Here is a 19834-nt window from a genome sequence, read left to right as displayed (position 1 = left end):
GCGTATAAGTGCAATTTTTTTATATAAAAATATCTGTTAGAGATTTACTCCCCAACAGATATTATAGAGCCTTTTTATTGAGTGAATTTATTTTTTTATTTATAAGATTTTCTTTCATCAATAAGTTGATATGTAGTCCTTCATTGATTCAAATTTTTTGTCGCCAATGCCATCTACATTTTTTATGTCCTCAATTGATGAGAAGGGATTTTGTGACCGATAATTAATAATTTTCTCAGCAGTTTTTGCTCCAACGCCAGGAATTTTTTGCAGTTCAGAGGAGTCGGCAGTGTTAATATTTATTTTATCAGAAGCCTTTCCACTGGAGCCACTTGACATAAGAGGGGCAATTTCATTTTTTGGGACCTCACCAATTTTTGGAATGTAAATTTTTTCTTCGTCGTGGAGCTTTGCGGCGAGATTAATTCTATCAAGGTCAGCTTCATCTGTTGCGCCGCCAGCCATTTCAAGAGCGTCTACAACTCTCTTTGATGAATCTAATTTTATAATGCCAGGATTTTTTACTGCGCCAGAAATGTGAACCATTACTTCTTTATTTTCTTCCTCTGATTCTATTTCAAGACCCTTTAATTCTTTTTTGTCCACTTCTTTAGAATCAAGGTTTGAAGTTTTTATGTTAAGGAGGGCATTTGCCTCATCTGGGACCTTGTGAGAGTCGTAATACTGGTAGCCAATGATTAAAGATAGGCAAATAATAACTATGTAGGGAAGATTATCTTTTTTAAAAAATTTAAAATCCATTATATCACTCATTCATTTATAAAAATATATTTTTCAGAATTTTATTACCCTAAATAGATAATTTTACACAGTTTTCAAATGGCAAAATCTATGTTATAATTTATTCATCGAAACGATTTCAAAAAATTTACATAACAGGAGGAAAATATGAAAGTTTATACAACAGATAAGGTAAGAAATCTTGCTCTCGTAGGACATTCTGGCTCCGGAAAGACAAACCTAACAGAGGCTATGTTATTCCAAAGTGGAGCTACACAAAAACTAGGCAATGTTTCTAGCAAGAATACAGTTTCCGACTTCTCTAAAGAAGAAAAGGACAGGGGAACATCCATTGGAACATCAATTATTCCTATTGAATGGAGAAATTATAAAGTAAATGTTATAGATACTCCAGGCTATCTTGACTTTGTGGGAGAAGCTCACGGAGCACTAAGAGCAAGTGAAGCTGCAATTATGGTTATTGATGCAACTAAGGGTATTGAAGTTGGTACTGAAAGAACTTGGAAATACACAGAAAAAATTGGTCTTCCAAGAATTATTTTTATAAATAAAATTGACGGAGAAAATGTAAACTTTAGAAAACTAATGGACGAGCTTGAAGCTTCCTTTGGTAAAAAAGTTATTCCTTTTTCTGTGCCAATTGGCGAAGGTGAACACTTTGTAGGTGTTACTGATGTTATCTTCCAAAAGGGATACAAATATGTAAACTCTGCACCACAAGAAACTGAACTTAACCACGACCAAGTTAAGGCAACTGAAAGAATGTATGAAGAAATTGCTGAAGTTGTTGCTGGTTCTGATGAAGTTTTAATGGAAAAATATTTCTCTGGAGAAAAATTCACTAGAGAAGATCTTTTAAGAGGAGTTACAACAGCCCTTCTTGAAGGTGACGCTGTTCCACTACTTGTAGGAAGTGGTGAAAAGGGAATTGGAATTGACATTTTATTAAACACAATTGTAAATTATATGCCAGCACCAGACGATGAGCGTGCAAATCAAGGCTTTAGATATAAGGATGGAGAAGAAAGAAAAGTTTCAGCGAAAGATCCTTTTGCTGCAGTTGTATTTAAGACAATTTCTGACCCATTCCTTGGCAAAATTTCTATTTTCAAGGTAATCTCTGGCGTTGTCAATAAAAACACAGCTCTTTACAATGTAAATGCTGATACAAGTGAAAAACTTGGCGGACTTTACATCATGAGAGGTAAGGAACAAATTGAAATAGATGAAATTTACGCAGGAGATATTGGTGCAACAACAAAACTTGCAAATACTGTTACAGGCGACACTCTTTGCGACAAGGACCACAAGGTTGAATACAAAAAATTAAAGTATTCTAATCCAGTTCTATATTACGCAATTGAACCTAAGACTAAGGGCGACGAAGAAAAACTTTCTCAATCTCTAAAGAAAATCAAGGACGAAGACCCAACATTTGTAATCGAAAGAAATCCTGAAACTAAACAAATGACTATTGGTGGTCAAGGTAAGGTTCAACTTGATGTAATCCTAGACAAATTAAAGAACACTTATGGTGTTGAAGTAAATATTGTTCCATTTATAGTTCCTTATAGAGAAACAATTAGAAAGACTGCCAGCGTTCAAGGTAAGCACAAGAAACAATCTGGTGGAGCAGGACAATACGGTGATGTTTGGATTAGGTTTGAACCATCTGATAAAGAATTTGAATTTGATGAAGAAGTATTTGGTGGAGCAGTTCCTAAGAACTATTTCCCTGCAGTTGAAAAGGGAATTATTGAATCTAAAGAAAAGGGAGTTCTTGCAGGCTATCCTGTAACTAACTTCAAGGCTGTCCTATACGATGGATCTTACCACGATGTTGACTCCAACGAAATGAGTTTCAAACTTGCAGCTAACCTTGCTTTTAAGAAGGGAATGCAAGAAGCAAGTCCAGTTCTTCTTGAACCTATAATGAAGGTTGAAGTTACAATTCCAGATGACTATCTTGGAGATGTAATGGGCGATATGAACAAGAGACGTGGAAGAATCCTTGGTATGGACCAACAAAATGATGGCACACAAATTTTAATTGCAGAAGCTCCACAAGCTGAACTATTCTCTTATCTAATTGATTTGAGATCCTTAACTCAAGGTAGAGGAACTTTCAGCATGGAATTTGTGAGATACGAAGAAGTTCCACAAAATATTGCAGAAAAAATTATTGAAGAAAGAAAAGCAGAAAAATAAAAATTTATAAACTTTTAAGGGTTGGGCTTAAGTGCTCAACCTTTTTTATTATAAAACAATTAAAGATATTGAAAAGCAACATGAATAGTTTTATAATTTAGTTAGGTAACATTATATCTTATAGAAAGGGGATAAAAATGAAAACTAAAAAAATTGTTTTAATTTTAATATCTTTGGCTCTTGTGTCAATTATGTGTGGTTTTTCTTTTTTAAATTCTAATAAAGAAAATTATGATTTTAACATAGATGTTTGTGATGAAAAACCAGACTATGAAAAAATTATTAATAATTTAAGTTATGATAGTTTGTACAAATATAATTTAAAAGATGTTATAGTAAGCAACAAGATTATGGAAGGACAGGGTTTTAAATTTACAACAAATAAAGATGCGGATTATTTATTAATATTTTCTAATGAAGATAATGAGAATGCACGTATTGCAGTAAGAGTTTCTGATGTGAGTTTGAGAATTTATACTTCTAAAAAACATAGTAGTTATGTACTTATTACTGATACAAAAAATTCAAAAAAAGATTTAGATTTCTCTTCTAAAAGTGGTATTCCAAAAGGAACATTTACTATTTTAGAACTAGAACGAGAAAAAATCATAAATAAGTAAAAAAAGAATTAAATGGCTCTAAAATATCTGTTGGTGAGTTGAATCCCAACAGATATTTTCATTTGAAAAAATATATTATTTATATGAATCAGTTTCTTAATTTTTTAATAAAATAATTAAAGTAATGATTCTTTAAAAACAACAAAAAATATATAAGCTTAAAAAGTTACGAAACTAAATACTTTACAAAATATATATTTTATTTTATACTAGAAATAGTAAAAGATAGTCAGATTTTTATAATTTAAAAGACAAAGATAGTCAAAGGAAGTGTATTATGGCAAAGCTTTCTAACTCCATTGAAGATTTTATAAATGAACTTATTTATGAATCTGGTGGAGCTCTTGAGATACAAAGATCAAAAATTTCAGACCACTTTAACTGTGCGCCTTCGCAAATAAATTATGTCTTGACCACAAGGTTCACGCCCTTTAAGGGCTACTATGTTGAGTCAAGGCGAGGCGGCGGTGGCTACATTAGAATAGTAAAGGTAAAATTTGAAGATGATGAAGACACAATGGGTACTTTTTTAAGTTTTATTGGAGATTCTATTACAAAAAATAATTCTGATGAACTTCTGAAGGAACTCTTAAGACTTAACAAAGTGACAGAAAGGGAGATGGAACTCATGAAAGTTGCTCTCTCAGACAGGGCTCTCAGCGAGTGTGAAAATAAAAATGAACTTAGGGCAGATTTGTTAAAAAATATGCTCCTAGTTATTTTTAGTTAGGAGGGAAGATCATGCTATGTGATGTTTGCAAGGAAAGAGAATCAGTGATTTCCTATACAAGGATAAAAGACGATGGAATAGAAGAAGTGCATCTCTGCGAAGTTTGTGCCGAAGAAAAATTTAAAAGAGACTTTAAGGGGTATCAAAATATTATTCCACAACTTGAAAATGCTTTAAAGAATATTTTTCAGTTTACAGCAAATTCCTACAATGAAGAAGATGACATAAGCTGTGAATACTGCGGCAGATCTTTTCGTGAGCTTAAGGCAACAGGAACTTTGGGCTGTCCTAAGTGTTACGATTCCTTTGGAGACGAAATTAAAAAGTATTTAAATGCCCTAAATATTAATTTAAAGTACAGGGGAAAAATTCCAAAAAATGCAGAAAGTTATCTAGTTTATAACAGGAAACTTGAGGATTTAAAGGAGAAGCTTGACCTTGCCATTAATTTGGAAGAATATGAAAAGGCAGCAGAAATAAGGGACGAAATAAAGAAGTTAAAGGAAGATGTCAGTGTCTAAAATTATTTTAGGATATAAATTAAAATTATATAGAAATATTTACGGCAAAAAGTTTGTAAATACAATGACAGATGAAGAATTAAGGGAAAATTTAGACTTCCTAGACCCAATTTTAAATGATTTGGGCTACTCTAAAATAGACCTTTATAATATTTCTTCTCTAAAAAAACTTGAATATGTGGAAAATGGAAGACTTGGCAAAAAATCTATTGAAAGAGAAAATATTGGCTTTTACGAAAAAAAAGATAGTCCAGACATTTTAATCAACTCAGGAGAACACCTTGAGCTACAAGCTTTTTCAAGGACAAAATCTCTTGAGGACTTGTATGGAGAAATTTATTCTTTGGAAGAAAAGTTAGAAGAAAAAATTAATTTTTCCTTTGATCCAAACTTTGGTTATTTAAGTTCTAGAGTTTTAAATTCTGGCACAGGCTTAAAGCCCATTGTACTTTTATATCTACCTGCCCTAAATTATTTTGGTATCGAGGAGATTGCAAGAGGTCTATCAAGGCTTGGCTACACCCTTGCTTCTTATAGGGACAGCTCTAACAAGGCACTGGGAAGTATTTACACTCTTTCCTTTGAGTCAACCTTTGGCGAAGAGGAAAAGTCTTATATAGAAAAATTAAAAATCATTGCGCGAGAAATCGCCGATGTTGAAAGGGAAAATAGAAAAAAATTATATTTAGACAACATAATGACTCTTGAGGATATGGTAAACAGAGCCTTTGGAGTTCTTGCCCATGCAAGGTTGTTGTCGGAAGAAGAGATGATGCAGTCCATGTCTACAATTAATCTTGGAATTGAGCTTTCTATTTTAAAGGCAAATCGAGATTTTGATTTTTATGAAGAGATTAAAAAACTGAGAAATGGACATTTGCAAATTGAGAGAGGAGCAATATTAGACCTTAAGTCGAGAGATATTTTAAGGGCTAATAAGGCAAGGGCTCTTATGAAGGAGGTTTTCAAATGAGTATGTTTGGAAAATTTAGCGAGAAATCGCAAAAGGCAATTCTCTTTGCTCAGCAAGAAGCCAGAGAGCAAAGACATTCATATATAGGCTCAGAGCACATTTTACTGGGAATAATCAGGGAAGGAACTGACTCAGGTGCTCACATCTTATCAAGGCTTGGCATAGATTATAAGAAGGCAAAGGAAGCCACACTTGATATTGTAAGTAGCGGTCAAGGACCTATTGTGTCAAGCATAGCCTACACACCAAGGACAAAGAGAATTTTTGAGCTTGCCTTTGAAGTTTCAAGAGAAATGGGAGAGGTTGCTGTGTCAACAGAACATCTTCTTCTAGGAATTTTGCGTGAAGGTCAAGGTGTTGCCATTTTAGTTTTAAAAAGACTGGGCATTGACATTATGAGTCTTGAAAATGACATTTTAAATAATATGGAAGACTATGAAGATTATGATGATGAAGACAGAGAAATTTCTTCAGAGGCCCTAGAAAAATACACTACAAACTTAAATAAAAAGGCTGAAGAGGGAAAAATCGACCCAGTAATTGGAAGAGAAAAGGAAATAAAAAGAGTAATTCAAGTCCTATCTCGTAGGACAAAAAATAATCCTGTCCTAATAGGCGAGCCTGGTGTTGGTAAAACTGCCATAGCTGAAGGACTTGCTGCAGAAATTGTTGCAGGAAATGTGCCAGAATTAATGAAGGACAAGGTAATTTTAACTCTTGATATTTCTCAGATTATAGCTGGCTCAAAGTACAGAGGAGACTTTGAAGAGAGACTAAAAAATGTAACTAATGAAGCTGCAAAAAACAAAAATATTATTTTATTTATTGACGAAATGCATGTCATAATTGGTGCAGGATCAGCTGAAGGTTCTCTTGACGCTTCAAATATTTTAAAGCCACTTTTAACTAAGTCCATTCTTCAAGTTATGGGGGCAACGACAATTTCTGAATACAGAAAGAAAATCGAAAAGGACTCAGCCTTTGAGAGAAGGCTTATGCCAATAATAGTAGATGAGCCAAGTGTTGATGATTCAATTAAGATCTTAAAGGGACTAAAAAATATTTACGAAGACCACCACAATGTTACAATCCCCGATGAAACTATTGAGGCTGCAGTAAAATATTCTGACAGGTATTTAAATGATAGATTTTTGCCAGACAAAGCAATTGATTTAATAGACGAGGCTAGTTCAAAGTTAAAAATTGAATCCTATAAGGTTCCTGAATTTGAAGAAAAATACAAAAAGGAACTTGAAGAAATTGAAAATAAAAAAGCTGAAGCAGTAAAAAGTCAAGACTACGAACTTGCAGCAAGTCTTCGCGATGAACAAAAAAAGCTAGAAGAAAAGTACAAGGAAGAAATAGAAAAATTCCAAAAAGAGGAAGCCAAGAAAGAAGTTACGCCAGAACTCATTGCCAACATAGTTTCTGATTGGTCAAAGGTTCCTGTAACTGAAATGACGGCAGAAGAAACTGAAAAGTTAAGAGACTTAGACGAAAAATTAAAGGAAGAAGTCAAGGGTCAAGATGAGGCTGTAAAAACTCTTGCCAAGGCAATAAAAAGGTCAAGGATTGGCCTTAAGGACCCTAACAAGCCAATTGGCTCTTTCATATTTGTGGGACCAACGGGTGTAGGTAAGACTTATCTAGCCAAGAGTCTTGCGAAAAATTTATTTGGCAAGGAAGAAAATATGATTAGGTTTGACATGTCTGAATACATGGAAAAATTCACTGTCTCAAGACTTGTAGGGTCACCTCCAGGATATGTTGGCTACGAAGAAGGTGGCGAGCTAACAGAAGCCGTAAGGACTCACCCTTATTCAGTAATTCTTTTAGATGAAATCGAAAAGGCTCATCCAGACATTTTTAACATCTTGCTACAAATTTTAGACGAGGGTAGAGTAACGGACTCCAAGGGTAGGACTGTAAATTTCAAGGATACAGTTATAATTATGACTTCCAATGCAGGAGCAAATCTCCTTGCCAAAAATTCAGTTTTAGGTTTTTCAACTTCTGAAAGTTCTGCTCAAAAGAGCGAATATGAAAACATGAAAAAAATTATAAACGAATCCCTAAAGGAAAAGTTTAGACCTGAATTTTTAAATAGGGTTGACGATGTTGTTATCTTTAAGACTCTTGAAAAAACTGAAATTAAAGAAATCGTAAAGAACATGCTTGATAAATTAAGTGAGAGACTTTCTGAAATGGGAATAAAGGCAAATTATTCAAATAAACTCATAAACTTCTTAGTTGAAGAAGGCTATGACAAGGTATTTGGCGCAAGACCCCTTCAAAGGACTATTACAAAATTAATTGAAGATAGGATTGCCGACGAATTTTTAGAGGGAAAGATTAAAGAGGGCGACGAAATCAATCTCGATGTCAAGTACAAAAAAGTTCAAATAGAAAAAGTTAAGAGGACTAAAAAGGCGAAAAATGAAAAAGAAAATAGTGTATCAGTGCAGTAAGTGCGGATATATTTCCCAGGGCTTCTTTGGCAAATGCCCAAGCTGTGGCTCTTGGAACACCCTAGAAGAAAAAGAGGAGGAGTCTGGTGGAAAGGCTCCTTCAAAAAATAAAAAAATAAAAAAAGATGCACAAAAACTTCAGGCAGTGGAAATTTCTTCTGACGAGAGAGTCATGACTGGCATAGAAGAATTTAATAGGGTTATGGGGGGCGGAATTGTGAGAGATTCTGTCAGCATCTTAACTGCAAAGCCTGGCTCTGGCAAGTCAACTCTACTAATGCAAGTGGCAAATGACCTGGCGAATAAGGGCATGAGAGTTTTATACGCATCTGGAGAAGAATCTGAGACGCAAATAAAAATGAGGGCAGAGAGAATTTTAGACAAGCTCTCTGACAACATTTGGGTTTATTCAGTGACTTCCCTTAACTCTGTCTTGGATCAAGTTGAAAAAATTGACCCGCAGTTGATTATTATTGATTCAATTCAAACTTTTACCCTAGATGAATTTCCGCAAAGACCTGGCACGCCAACGCAAACTATGGAATGTGCCTACAAGATGACAGAAATTGCCAAGGACCTAGAAAAACCTCGCATGGTTTTTCTTGTGGGACAAATGACTAAGCAAGACGAACTTGCTGGAGTGAGATCTCTCGAGCACTTAGTGGACACAGTTTTACTCATCGAAGGCGATTCATCAGAAGATTTAAGGTCACTAATGGCGACAAAAAATAGGTATGGGTCTACTGGCGAGATTGGATTTTTCTCCATGACTGAAAAGGGCATGATATCCATTGACAACCCTTCAGAATATTTTATGACCAAGAGGTCAGCTAGCGAACAAGTTCCTGGCTCATCCCTATCAGTTATTAGAGAGGGGACAAGACCAATAATTTTAGAGACAGAAGCACTGGCATCAAAGACCTTTCTCCCTTATCCATCGAGGATTTCTGAATCTATAAGAAGAGAGCACCTAAACACCCTTGTTTCCATCTTGGAAGAGCGAGCAGGCATAAAATTTTTGGACAAAAACATTGTGGTCAAGTCCACTGGTGGCATTAAGGTCAAGGAGCAAGCCTCAAACCTTTCTGTAATGATTTCCATTGTTTCATCTACTTTAAATAAGCCTGTTGAAGCAAATTCAGTTTTCATTGCCGATGTAGGCCTAACTGGCGAACTTAAAAATGTGCCAAGCCTTGATGTGAGACTAAAGGAAGCTGAGAGAATGGGCTTTAAAAAGGCATACATCTCTAAATATGCCAGCGTAAAAGAAGAAAATTATAAGGACTTAAGGGTCATCAAGATGTCAAATATTTTAGAAGTAATTCAAAAAGTTTTTGAAATATAATAAATTTGCACAAGAAAAAAACTCTTTTTACTGTGAAAGTAAGAAGAGTTTATTTTTTATGAATTTAAAATTTTATTTAAGCTGTCTTTGTCTTTCTTGTGCTTGAAATTATCATTGCAAGAACAAGTCCAAGGATCATTGGCACAACCCAGCCAAGTCCAAACTTAGCTAGTGGGAAAGAATCCAAAACATCTCCAAAGCTTCCTAAAAGCTTCATACCCTTTAGTACAAATAGGAATCCAAAAATTAGAGATACAATTGCTGGAATTTTAAATACAATATCGTCTTTGATTTTTTCGTTAAATAGTCCTATCAAAACTATTGTCATTGCACACGGATAAAGAATTTCAAGAATTGGTGCTGAAATTTTTATAATTTGACTTACACCAAGAACTGAAATAGCACAAGATACAACTGAACAAATAACAACTATAATTTCATAAGAAATTTTTCCTTTACTTAGTTCATTAAAGAAATTTCCTGCAGCTGAAATTAAACCAATTGCAGTTGTAAGACAGGCAAGGGCAGTTATAATTGCCAAGATATAAACACCAACTCCACCAAGAATTCTATTTGTAATATCTACAAGAAGCTTAGTATTGTCTGTATTAATATCATATACACCAAGGCTTGAAGTTTGAGCACCAAGATATAGTAGCCCACCATAAATAATTGCTAGACATACTGCTGCTATAATACCAGATAAAATAGTTGCTTTAATTTCTAAATTTTGCGAAGAATAATTTCTAGTTTTAACGGCATTTAGCACAACTAGAGCAAACATACATCCTGCAATAGCATCCATTGTTTGATATCCATCAGTAATTCCTTTTTCAAGAACATTATCGATCATAGTAGTATTTGCAATTTCACCAATTGGGCTTACAATTCCCTTTATTATAAGGGCAGCCATACAAAGTATTAGTGAAGGAGTTAAAAACTTTCCAACAATATCAACAACTTTGCTAGGTCTAATACTTAATAGGCAAGCTATTATAAAGAATACTACGGAGAACAAATATCTATTTACAGATTCACCAAAGATTGGCAATATACCAATTTCGTAAGTAGTTGCTGCAGTTCTAGGAGTAGCAAGGAAAGGTCCAATACATAAAATAATTGCTGTTGAAATAATAATTGCAAAAGTCTTATTTACTCTTGAAGCCAGTACATTTAAGTTACCATCATATTTAGAAAGAGCAATAATTGCAAGTAATCCTAATCCTGCATCAGTAATTGTAAATCCCAGGAATCCAACCCACCATTGTGGACCAGATATAAGTCCTAGATAAGGTGGAAAAATTAAATTTCCTGCACCAAAAAACATTGCAAAAAGTGCAAAACCGATTATGAATAAATCTCTAGTACGAATTTCATTATTCATCTTTTTACCTCCATTTAATTATTTTTTCTATTTTACCACAATTAAATAAATTTTGGTACACTAAAATGTTGAATGAGAATAAAAATTTTGGTACTATTTCAAGTAAGGTGATTATATGAATTATAGAGAAGCAGTGACTTGGCTTGAAAATAGAAATATTCCTCTTGGAGAGTTTACCCTTGATAACATCAAAGAGCTATTAAAAATTTTTGACAAGCCACAAGATAAATTAAAAATTATACACATTACGGGAACTAACGGCAAGGGGTCTGTGGCAAGCTTTATAGCCAGCGCCTTAAGGGAAAATAATTATAAGGTTGGCAAATTTACTTCGCCTTACATCACAAATATTCGCGAAGAAATTGAAATAAATAATGAAGAAATTTCAGAAGAAGATTTTGCAAAGCTTGCAACAGAAGTTAGAGAAAAGGTAGAAGAACTTGACGAGAAAAAAATTTTTGTAAGTGGTTTTGAAATTTTAACTTCTATTGCTTACATTTATTTTGCAAGGAATAATCTTGATTTTGCAGTAATGGAAGTTGGAATGGGTGGAAGAGTTGATGCCACAAATGTAATGGAAAAGTCAATTCCAGTATTTTGTCATATTTCTCTTGATCACGCAAATATTTTGGGAGACACTATAGGAAAGATTGCCCATGAAAAGGGCGGCATTATAAAGGAAAACTCCCAAGTATTCTCTTACCCTCAAGATGAAGAGGCGAGAGCTGAACTAAAAAAACTTAGCAAGGAAAAAAATTCAAGTTTTGAAGAATTTAGCCAAGATGAAGTTGAGATTTTAAGCTCAAATGAAGAGGGAAATATTTTTAATTTTAGGGATCATAAGAATGTGGAAATTTCTTTGATTGGCGACCACCAAGCCCTTAACGCTTCCCTTGCCCTAATGGTTCTTGATTTTTTAAAGAAGGGCTATGGGCTTGACGAAGAAAAAATAAAAGAAGGGCTAAAAAAGGCAAAAAATATTGGAAGGACTGAGTGCCTATCAAAAGATCCACTAATTATTATTGACGGCTCTCACAACTTAGATTCTATAGAAAGAATTGAAGAGAGCGTTAAAAAATTTAAGTATAAGAAACTTATTTTGGGCTTCAGCCTCTTAAAGGACAAGGACCATGACCATATCCTTAAAAAAATTGAAAATATTGCTGATAAAATTGTCTTGACAGAAATTGATAGTGATAGACATACAGATTTAAAGGAGCTTGAAGCTGAATTTAAAAAGTTTTCAAAAAAAGAAATTTATCCTATAAAAAATAGGGAAGAAGCAGTGGAAAAAACTCTCTCTCTTGCAGGTGAGGGCGACATGATTTTGTGGTGCGGGTCCCTATATTTAATTAAGGACATAAGAAAAATTATATTAGAAAAATTAAATTAAAAAATTTATAAAAGAGAAAAAGTTCCCTGTCACTTCGGGAACTTTTTTTGTAAATTTTATTAAAAATAAAAAATCTCTTGCAAGAGCAAGAGACTATGTAAAGGACCACAAAAAAAGGATCTTACTAAGACCCTTAATTAGATAGCTCTTTCTACTTTACCAGATCTTAAACATCTAGTGCATACATTGATTCTTTTGTTTGATCCATTAACTACAGCCTTAACTCTTCTAATGTTAGGAGACCAGCTTCTGTTAGAACGAGAGTGAGAGAAAGATATTTTATTTCCAAATTTTTTTTCTTTTCCACAAATTTCACATCTTTTAGCCATAACGCACCTCCTTTAGTCATTAAGCAACAAATATTTTATCAAAAAATGATGCTAAGTGCAAATAATTTTTTCAATATGTTCTTATTTTACACTAATTTCACTTTTTTTACAAAGGAATTTTTCAAAATCTCGTAATCTTTTGCAAATTCTGTTATAATAAATTAGATAAGGAGGTGCCCTCATGCCGGCAATTATAAATAGAGAACTTGGAAATATTGTGATAGAAGATAGCGTACTTGCTAACATAGCTGGAATTTCAGCAATGGAATCCTACGGAATTGTTGGAATGGCATCAAAAAATGCCGCAGATGGAATTTTTGAACTTTTGAGATTTGAAAATTTGTCAAAGGGAATTGTTGTAAACACTGAAGAAAATGAAATTTCTATTGAACTTCATGTTGTTCTTGAATATGGAGTAAAAATTTCTACAGTGGGTGAAAATATTATAGAAAGAGTTAAGTTTAATATAGAAAATTTGACAGGACTTGAAGTTGATAAAATTGAAGTTCTTGTAGAAGGTATTAGACTTAAATAGTGGAGGTAAGATTTTGGAAATAAAAAAAATTAATGGCCCTTTATTAAAAGAAATTTTTAAAGGCGCTGTAAATTATCTAATATCCAGAAAGGAAGAGGTCAATGCACTTAATGTGTTCCCAGTTCCTGATGGAGATACAGGTACAAACATGAGCCTTACATCAAAATCTGCCTTAAAACAAATTGATGGTTTAGAAGGGGATTTTAAAGTTAGTGATGTTTCTGCTGCTGCAGCTCGTGGTGCCCTTATGGGAGCAAGAGGCAACAGTGGTGTAATTCTTTCTCAACTTTTAAGAGGTTTCTCTGAAGGTTTAGAAGGTCTAGATGAAGCTGGTACTGCTGAAATTGCTCACGCTTTTAAAAAGGCAAGTGAAACGACTTATAAGGCTGTTATGAAATCAATTGAAGGTACTATTCTCACAGTTGGAAGAGAAACTGCAGAATTTGCTATTAGACATTACAAAAAGGCTGAAGACCCAGTAAAATTTTTGGAAGATGTAATTGTTGAAGCTAATAAGTCACTTGACAATACGCCAAATCTTCTTGAAGTTTTAAAGGAAGCTGATGTTGTTGACGCTGGTGGCAAGGGTCTTGTTGTCCTTCTTGAAGGTGGGCTTAAGGTTTTAAAGGGCGAAGACATAGCTGACCAATCTGAAGATGAAACTTTAAAGAAAAAGGCACAAAAGGAAATTCAATTTACTGAAGCTGATAAATCTCTTAAGTATGGATATTGTACTGAATTTATTATAAATACTGACTACGAAGACATCGATTCTTTTAGAGAAAAAATTGCTCCTCTTGGAGACTGTCTACTTGTAGTTGGCGGTGGCGGAAGTCACATAATTAAGGTTCACGTTCACACTAATGATCCAGGAATTGTTTTGCAACACGCTTGCGAACTTGGTCTTCTTCAAGATATTAAAATCGACAACATGAGATACCAACATAGGGAAGTTCTCTTTGACGACAGCGAAGTTGCTGAAGCAAAAAAGAAGGAGGAAGAGGAAGAAATAATTGAAGAAAAGGATTATTCCTTTATAACTGTTTCCATGGGCGATGGAATGACTGAAACCTTCAAATCCCTTGGTGTAGATTATGTTGTAGCTGGTGGACAAACTATGAATCCATCAACAGAAGACTTCTTAAAGGGCATAGACAAAGTTGGCGGAAAAGTCATCTACCTAATTCCAAATAACAGCAACATAATTTTATCAGCAGAACAAGCAAGAGATATTTCTGATAGAGATGTTATTGTAATTCCATCAAAGTCTGTGCCACAAGGTATTGCAGCTATGCTTGCCTTTAATGGTGACCTAGATAAAGATGAAAACAAGGAAAATATGATAGAAGCCATAGGAAGTGTAATTGACGCATCAGTAACTTATGCAGTTAGAGACACAACTATTGGCGGAAAGGAAATTCACAAGGACGACATCATAGGAATTGCAGCTAAGGAAATTATCTCAAGCGGCAAGACTGTATTTGATGTTGTAACAGAGACAGTGGATAAGCTCATGGACGAAGATATTTCTCTTGTAACACTTTTCTATGGAGAAGATGTGAAAGCAGAAGATGCCGAAGAAGCTCGCCAGGCTATTGAAGAAAAATATCCAGATATTGACATAGATGTAATTAAGGGAGATCAACCAATTTATTATTACATCCTTTCATTAGAATAATTAGAATTTTTATGAGCCCGAAGTTTTTCTTTGGGCTTTTATAATAGGTGAGAAAATGCTTAAGTTAAGTGATTCTATAAATAATTTAAAGGGAATTGGACCAAAGAGGGAAAAGCTCTTTCACAAGCTTGGAATCTATTCAGTTAAGGACCTACTCTTGTACTATCCAAGAAGGTATGAAGATAGCTCAAAAATTGTAAAGATTTCCCAGGCAAAGATTGGTGAAAAAAATGCCTTCAAGGTGAGGATCCTATCAAAACTTCAAAATAGGAGAATAAGAAAGGGTCTCACTCTCACATCTTTTCTTGCAGAAGATGAAAGTGGAGAAGTGGAGCTTTCTTTTTTCAATGCCTTTTACTTAAACTCTCTCATAAAAATTGGCGGAGAATATTTAGTCTATGGCAAGGCAGATTTTTTCAGGGGAAGGGTTAGCCTATCTAGTCCAGAAATCGAAGATATACATAAATTAAAAAAGCTGGGGAAAATTTCTCCTATCTATAATTTGACGGAAGGGCTAAATAATTTTGTCTTTGAAAATTTAATCAACCAAGTTATTGACTTAAATCTCTTTGGAGAAAACCTGCCAGAGGAAATTTTAGAAAAATATTCTTTTATAGGCAAGAATGATGCCATAAGGGCAATTCACTATCCAAAGTCGCGAAAAAATTATATTATGGCTCGCCAGAGATTAATTTATGAAGAATTATTTTTATTTGAACTTTCAATTCTAAAAAATAAATTTCAAAATGAAAGAAGAGATGCCATAAAATTTGAAATAAAAGATGAAATTTACGACTTTATAAATAAGCTTCCATTTAAACTTACAGAGGGTCAAGGGCAGGTAGTGGACGAAATCTTTGATGACATGAAAAAGGGAAAGGCAATAAATAGGCTCATCCAAGGCGATGTTGGAAGCGGCAAGACCATTATTGCTATAATTATAATGTATCTTGCCTACTTAAATGGCTACCAGTCATCTATAATGGCACCAACAGAAATTCTAGCCAAGCAACATTTTGAGTCTTTTGTAGAGCTTTTAGAGCCGCTTGGAGTAAAGGTCGCCTTACTTATTGGCTCAACGACAAAAAGTGCAAAAAGGGACATCCTAGACAACCTAGAGATGGGGTCTATTGACATACTAATTGGAACTCACGCTCTCATTGAAGAAGATGTGGTTTTTAGAAGGCTTGGAGTTAACGTAATTGACGAGCAACACCGCTTTGGCGTTGTTCAAAGAAATATGCTGCAAAATAAAAATGTGGACGCAGCCACACTTGTAATGTCTGCCACGCCAATTCCAAGAAGTTTAAGTCTTGTTCTCTATGCAGACTTAGACATATCTGTCATAAAGACTATGCCAAAGGGCAGAAAGCCAATTAAGACCATTGCAATAAATGAAAATATGTTGGAAAAGTCTCTTGCCTTTATAAAATCTGAACTAGAAAAAGAAAGGCAAGCCTATGTAATTTGTTCTTTGATTGAAGAAAATGAAGACTACGAAAATTTGCAGGCTGTGGAAAAAGTTTATGAAGATTTGAGTAAATTCTTCACAGATTACAAGGTCGGACTTCTCCATGGAAAGATGAAGGCAGAGGAAAAAAATAAAATTATGAATGACTTTGCCGACAAAAAAATAAATTTACTTGTATCCACAACAGTTGTGGAGGTTGGAGTAAATGTGCCTAACGCATCTGTCATTATGATTTATAACGCAGAGCGCTTTGGACTTTCAACCCTTCACCAATTAAGGGGCAGAGTGGGAAGAGGCACTCATCAATCCTACTGCATACTCTACAATCTTTCCAAGAGTGAAATTTCTTGGGAGAGGATGAAAATTATGACAGACTCCAATGACGGATTTTACATTGCCAACAAGGACTTGGAGCTTCGCGGCTTTGGAGACATTTTGGGCACAAGGCAATCGGGCATGCCAAACCTAAGACTTGCTGATCCCTTTAGAGATGAAACAATTTTAAAATATGCAGCAGATGATGTGAAAGAGATTTTGGAAGTTGACCCAAACCTAGAGAGCAAAAAATATTTTTATTTAAATAGAGAAATAAGTGACTTTTATTCTGATTTAAACTAATATCTTTAATTATTTCTTGACTTATGGTAAAATAAAACTAATTTGGAGGCTTTATGAGAATTATTTCAGGAAATAGACGAGGACTCAAATTAAAAGCACCCAAGGGTCTTGATACTAGGCCCACAGAAGACAGGGTAAAGGAATCTGTTTTTAACATTTTAGGTCAAAATTTTTTTGACGACCTTGTCCTAGACTTATTCTGTGGCAGCGGTGCAAATGGAATTGAATTTATATCAAGAGGGGCAAAGAAAGCTTACTTTGTTGACAAGTCAAAGGAAGCCATGGACTGCGTGAAGTACAATTTAGAAAAGGCAAAATTTTTAGATGAAGCAGTTCTTATTGAAGATCACTTAAACAGAGCCCTAAGAAATTTAGATGTTAAATTCGATTACATTTACATGGATCCACCCTTTGACAGGCGTGACTTATATAAAAGAGCCTTTAAACTAATTAGAGAAAATAAATTATTAAAGCCCCATGGAAAATTAATTGTGGAGTATAATACAGATGTTCCCCTATTAATTGGCGAGGGCTTTAAAGAAATAAAAAATAAAAAATATGGAAATACTTCCATTTCCATATGCGGATGGGATGTAGATGAAAGCAATATATGCGGGTAGCTTCGACCCAGTGACTAATGGACATTTAGACATTATAAAGAGAGCGAAAGATATTTTTGGAGAAGTTATTGTAGCAGTTTTAGACAACACTTCAAAAAAAGGATTATTTACTGTGGAAGAGAGAAAAGAACTTCTTCACAAAGTTTTAGATGGAATGGAAGGAATAGAAATAGATTCCTTTGACGGACTTCTCGTTGATTACGCAAAGAAAAAAAATTGTAAAGTAATAGTAAGAGGACTTAGATCAGCTTCTGATTATTTTAATGAATATACACTTGCCATGGCAAATATGCATTACAAAGACGGCGTTGAAACTGTCTTTTTATTGGCATCAAATGAAAATTTATTTGTGAGCTCAACACTTGCAAAAGAGGTTTCAACCTTTAACGGAGATACAGATTTATTCGTGCCTCCTGTTGTAGGAGAAGCTATGAAGAAAAAATTACTTAGGAGGAAGATATGAATTTAATTGATTTAGTTGAAGAATTGGAAGATCTTGTTGAAACATCATCACAAATACCACTAACAAATAAGGTTATGGTAGACAGAGAAGAGTTTTTGGAAATTGTTAACGAAGTAAAGATGCAAATTCCAGGAGAAGTTTCTGAAGCACAAAGAATTGCAAAGGACAAGGACGACATAATTAACGGAGCCCATGACGAAGCTGACAAAATTATTGCAGCAGCAAGAGCTCACGCAGAAAAAATTATTGACGAAAACGAACTTGTGAGAGAAGCTGAAGAAAGATCTATGGAAATTTTAAGATCTGCAAAAGAAGAATCTACTCAAATTAGAGAAGGCGCTAGAGATTACGCTGATGAACTTCTTGAAAACACACAAGTTAACCTATCAGAAATAATCAAAATGCTTAACGAAAACAGACAAGAGTTAAGAGGATAATTAGATTTGAGAGAAGAGAGAAGCTATTATGGCTCCTCTTTTTTTTTTTTTTAATTTTTTAGAAAATATTGTGACAATTATCACAATATTTTTTTGCTAAGAATGCTATTATCTTATTAGAAATGAGGGATAAGATGAGTTTATTTTTGGGACGCATTCACTATATTATGTACGATAAAATTTTATTTCAAGAAGAAATTTTAAATAAGTTGATGGAATTGTTGGAAGAAGAAAAAAGTCTGGAGCTTAAAAAAGATTTAGATGATAATTTTCCACTTGAAAGAGGAAATTTAGAAGATATAATTGATGAAAGTAATATTCACGGCTGGCTCAATGAGAGAGTAATAAGAAGTGAAAATAGACTGGCAAAGGCAGTTTCAATTCTATTAGGGGACTTTGACTTAGAAAAATTAAAAAATAAATTTTTTGAAATAGGAGAAAATTATAAGGCAGGCGACAGTCCAATGGAAGTATTTTCTTTTATTACTTCCAAATTTTTGGATGGCATGCCCTGTGACCATGCCCTTGCCATTTTAAAAAATGATGAGGATGAATTTGTATTTACAATTGCATCTGATGTCCATAAAAATATTTGGGAAATTTATGTAGAGCCTGAGATTTATTGGATGCTTAGGGACAGCCTTATTCTTGGAAGTTTAAGCTCCACTTGTTTAAAATATCAAAAAATAGATGGAAATTATGTAATAAGGAAGTGATTAAGTGGATACTTTAAAAAATACAATTAACTATTTGGAAGATGAACACGAAGAAATTTTAAGATTTTGCGACAAAATGGAAGAAAAATGTTTGGAGATCCTAAGGGGAAGGGTGGACACAGAATTTTTTAGAAATGCAATTGAGTTTATAAGAAAATATGCCGACGGCCTTCACCACAAAAAGGAAGAGGACATTTTATTTGCGGCTATGCTTGAAAATCTTGGGCCTGTGGCAGAAAAAGTTGTGCGTGGCGGCATGCTCGTTGAACATCAAATGGCAAGGGGCTATGTTATGGAGCTTGAAAATAATTTAAATTTATTTGAAAAATCTAAGGAAGATCTTCCTAAGCTTCACATCTTGACTAATGCCATGGCTTATGTGGAACTTTTGAGAAATCATGCAGAAAAAGAAAATAAAACAGTTTATCCCTTTGCTGACAAAAGTTTAAGCGAAGATGTCAAGCTTGAAGTCGCAAAGGAAATGGATGAAAGAATAAGGGAAGAAGAAAAATTTTTAGGAGATAAAAGAGATTTAATGAAAAAATTAGGACTTTAATTTACTT

At 34.1% G+C, this 19834-nt stretch carries 19 protein-coding genes; 16 read left to right on the top strand and 3 right to left on the bottom strand.

Annotated elements, in window-relative coordinates; genetic code table 11:
* Positions 1-117: 117 nt before the first annotated feature.
* On the bottom strand, positions 118-762 hold the full coding sequence (locus WMO19_RS05370) for a ComEA family DNA-binding protein (RefSeq protein ID WP_349170602.1): 645 nt from the start codon (positions 760-762) through the stop codon (positions 118-120).
* A 147-nt stretch (positions 763-909) separates the two neighbouring features.
* Between WMO19_RS05370 and fusA the strand changes: the two genes are divergently transcribed.
* The 7 genes from fusA to radA all read left to right on the top strand — a co-directional run bounded on the left by fusA (position 910) and on the right by radA (position 9627).
* Complete coding sequence (gene fusA, locus WMO19_RS05365) at positions 910-2970, top strand: elongation factor G (protein ID WP_349170600.1); 2061 nt, start codon at positions 910-912, stop codon at positions 2968-2970.
* Positions 2971-3107: 137 nt separating this feature from the next.
* Positions 3108-3590: a hypothetical protein gene (locus tag WMO19_RS05360; RefSeq protein WP_349170598.1), complete on the top strand. Its 483-nt coding sequence runs from the start codon at positions 3108-3110 to the stop codon at positions 3588-3590.
* A 277-nt stretch (positions 3591-3867) separates the two neighbouring features.
* The gene (locus WMO19_RS05355) at positions 3868-4320 is read left to right on the top strand and encodes a CtsR family transcriptional regulator (RefSeq protein WP_349170597.1); all 453 of its coding nucleotides are present in this window, start codon (positions 3868-3870) and stop codon (positions 4318-4320) included.
* A gap of 11 nt (positions 4321-4331) precedes the next feature.
* The gene (locus WMO19_RS05350; RefSeq protein WP_349170596.1) at positions 4332-4841 is read left to right on the top strand and encodes a UvrB/UvrC motif-containing protein; all 510 of its coding nucleotides are present in this window, start codon (positions 4332-4334) and stop codon (positions 4839-4841) included.
* On the top strand, positions 4834-5814 hold the full coding sequence (locus tag WMO19_RS05345) for an ATP--guanido phosphotransferase (RefSeq protein ID WP_349170595.1): 981 nt from the start codon (positions 4834-4836) through the stop codon (positions 5812-5814). Before WMO19_RS05350 ends, WMO19_RS05345 begins: the two co-directional genes overlap by 8 nt.
* A complete protein-coding gene (locus tag WMO19_RS05340) occupies positions 5811-8282 on the top strand; it encodes an ATP-dependent Clp protease ATP-binding subunit (RefSeq protein ID WP_349170594.1) in 2472 nt (823 codons plus the stop codon). The genes WMO19_RS05345 and WMO19_RS05340 overlap by 4 nt, the downstream gene beginning before the upstream one ends.
* Positions 8251-9627 (top strand): DNA repair protein RadA, encoded by a 1377-nt coding sequence (radA, locus tag WMO19_RS05335; RefSeq protein WP_349170593.1) that lies wholly within the window; start codon positions 8251-8253, stop codon positions 9625-9627. Before WMO19_RS05340 ends, radA begins: the two co-directional genes overlap by 32 nt.
* Positions 9628-9703: 76 nt before the next feature.
* On the opposite strand, the gene brnQ is transcribed toward radA, so the two are convergent.
* The gene (gene brnQ / locus WMO19_RS05330) at positions 9704-11011 is read right to left on the bottom strand and encodes a branched-chain amino acid transport system II carrier protein (protein ID WP_349170592.1); all 1308 of its coding nucleotides are present in this window, start codon (positions 11009-11011) and stop codon (positions 9704-9706) included.
* Between the two features lie 115 nt (positions 11012-11126).
* On the opposite strand from brnQ, the gene WMO19_RS05325 reads away from it, so the two are divergent.
* Entirely contained in the window at positions 11127-12404 is a 1278-nt protein-coding gene (locus tag WMO19_RS05325; protein ID WP_349170590.1) for a bifunctional folylpolyglutamate synthase/dihydrofolate synthase, read from the top strand.
* A 137-nt stretch (positions 12405-12541) separates the two neighbouring features.
* Here the strand turns inward: WMO19_RS05325 and rpmB are convergent, their stop codons facing one another.
* A complete protein-coding gene (gene rpmB / locus WMO19_RS05320; protein WP_019124785.1) occupies positions 12542-12733 on the bottom strand; it encodes a 50S ribosomal protein L28 in 192 nt (63 codons plus the stop codon).
* A 181-nt stretch (positions 12734-12914) separates the two neighbouring features.
* On the opposite strand from rpmB, the gene WMO19_RS05315 reads away from it, so the two are divergent.
* The 8 genes from WMO19_RS05315 to WMO19_RS05280 all read left to right on the top strand — a co-directional run bounded on the left by WMO19_RS05315 (position 12915) and on the right by WMO19_RS05280 (position 19827).
* Entirely contained in the window at positions 12915-13268 is a 354-nt protein-coding gene (locus WMO19_RS05315) for an Asp23/Gls24 family envelope stress response protein (RefSeq protein WP_070611254.1), read from the top strand.
* A gap of 13 nt (positions 13269-13281) precedes the next feature.
* Positions 13282-14946, top strand: coding sequence for a DAK2 domain-containing protein (locus WMO19_RS05310; RefSeq protein ID WP_349170589.1), 1665 nt, complete (start codon positions 13282-13284; stop codon positions 14944-14946).
* A 55-nt stretch (positions 14947-15001) separates the two neighbouring features.
* Positions 15002-17035 (top strand): ATP-dependent DNA helicase RecG, encoded by a 2034-nt coding sequence (gene recG / locus WMO19_RS05305; protein WP_349170588.1) that lies wholly within the window; start codon positions 15002-15004, stop codon positions 17033-17035.
* Positions 17036-17088: 53 nt separating this feature from the next.
* On the top strand, positions 17089-17655 hold the full coding sequence (gene rsmD, locus WMO19_RS05300; RefSeq protein ID WP_349170586.1) for a 16S rRNA (guanine(966)-N(2))-methyltransferase RsmD: 567 nt from the start codon (positions 17089-17091) through the stop codon (positions 17653-17655).
* Positions 17633-18118, top strand: a complete 486-nt coding sequence (gene coaD / locus WMO19_RS05295; protein ID WP_070611258.1) for a pantetheine-phosphate adenylyltransferase — start codon at positions 17633-17635, stop codon at positions 18116-18118. The genes rsmD and coaD overlap by 23 nt, the downstream gene beginning before the upstream one ends.
* Positions 18115-18555 carry an ATPase gene (locus WMO19_RS05290; protein ID WP_019124780.1) on the top strand — a complete coding sequence of 147 codons (441 nt, stop codon included), beginning with the start codon at positions 18115-18117 and terminating at the stop codon, positions 18553-18555. Before coaD ends, WMO19_RS05290 begins: the two co-directional genes overlap by 4 nt.
* A 167-nt stretch (positions 18556-18722) precedes the next feature.
* A complete protein-coding gene (locus WMO19_RS05285) occupies positions 18723-19271 on the top strand; it encodes a hypothetical protein (RefSeq protein ID WP_349170584.1) in 549 nt (182 codons plus the stop codon).
* A gap of 4 nt (positions 19272-19275) precedes the next feature.
* Positions 19276-19827 carry a hemerythrin domain-containing protein gene (locus tag WMO19_RS05280; RefSeq protein ID WP_349170582.1) on the top strand — a complete coding sequence of 184 codons (552 nt, stop codon included), beginning with the start codon at positions 19276-19278 and terminating at the stop codon, positions 19825-19827.
* The last annotated feature ends 7 nt before the right edge of the window (positions 19828-19834 follow it).

This window comes from Peptoniphilus hominis (ex Hitch et al. 2025) (genome assembly GCF_040096015.1).
Lineage (GTDB): Bacteria > Bacillota > Clostridia > Tissierellales > Peptoniphilaceae > Peptoniphilus_A > Peptoniphilus_A hominis.
The sequence above is the reverse complement of the archived record's forward strand: the minus strand, read 5'-3'. Positions and strand labels throughout refer to the sequence as shown.

Excerpts from the sequence above, each read along its gene's own strand:
- WMO19_RS05370 (WP_349170602.1), bottom strand. The coding sequence starts at position 762 with ATGGATTTTAAATTTTTTAAAAAAGATAATCTTCCCTACATAGTTATT.
- fusA (WP_349170600.1), top strand. The coding sequence starts at position 910 with ATGAAAGTTTATACAACAGATAAGGTAAGAAATCTTGCTCTCGTAGGA.
- WMO19_RS05360 (WP_349170598.1), top strand. The coding sequence starts at position 3,108 with ATGAAAACTAAAAAAATTGTTTTAATTTTAATATCTTTGGCTCTTGTG.
- WMO19_RS05355 (WP_349170597.1), top strand. The coding sequence starts at position 3,868 with ATGGCAAAGCTTTCTAACTCCATTGAAGATTTTATAAATGAACTTATT.
- WMO19_RS05350 (WP_349170596.1), top strand. The coding sequence starts at position 4,332 with ATGCTATGTGATGTTTGCAAGGAAAGAGAATCAGTGATTTCCTATACA.
- WMO19_RS05340 (WP_349170594.1), top strand. The coding sequence starts at position 5,811 with ATGAGTATGTTTGGAAAATTTAGCGAGAAATCGCAAAAGGCAATTCTC.
- radA (WP_349170593.1), top strand. The coding sequence starts at position 8,251 with ATGAAAAAGAAAATAGTGTATCAGTGCAGTAAGTGCGGATATATTTCC.
- brnQ (WP_349170592.1), bottom strand. The coding sequence starts at position 11,011 with ATGAATAATGAAATTCGTACTAGAGATTTATTCATAATCGGTTTTGCA.
- WMO19_RS05325 (WP_349170590.1), top strand. The coding sequence starts at position 11,127 with ATGAATTATAGAGAAGCAGTGACTTGGCTTGAAAATAGAAATATTCCT.
- rpmB (WP_019124785.1), bottom strand. The coding sequence starts at position 12,733 with ATGGCTAAAAGATGTGAAATTTGTGGAAAAGAAAAAAAATTTGGAAAT.
- WMO19_RS05315 (WP_070611254.1), top strand. The coding sequence starts at position 12,915 with ATGCCGGCAATTATAAATAGAGAACTTGGAAATATTGTGATAGAAGAT.
- recG (WP_349170588.1), top strand. The coding sequence starts at position 15,002 with ATGCTTAAGTTAAGTGATTCTATAAATAATTTAAAGGGAATTGGACCA.
- rsmD (WP_349170586.1), top strand. The coding sequence starts at position 17,089 with ATGAGAATTATTTCAGGAAATAGACGAGGACTCAAATTAAAAGCACCC.
- coaD (WP_070611258.1), top strand. The coding sequence starts at position 17,633 with ATGAAAGCAATATATGCGGGTAGCTTCGACCCAGTGACTAATGGACAT.
- WMO19_RS05290 (WP_019124780.1), top strand. The coding sequence starts at position 18,115 with ATGAATTTAATTGATTTAGTTGAAGAATTGGAAGATCTTGTTGAAACA.
- WMO19_RS05285 (WP_349170584.1), top strand. The coding sequence starts at position 18,723 with ATGTACGATAAAATTTTATTTCAAGAAGAAATTTTAAATAAGTTGATG.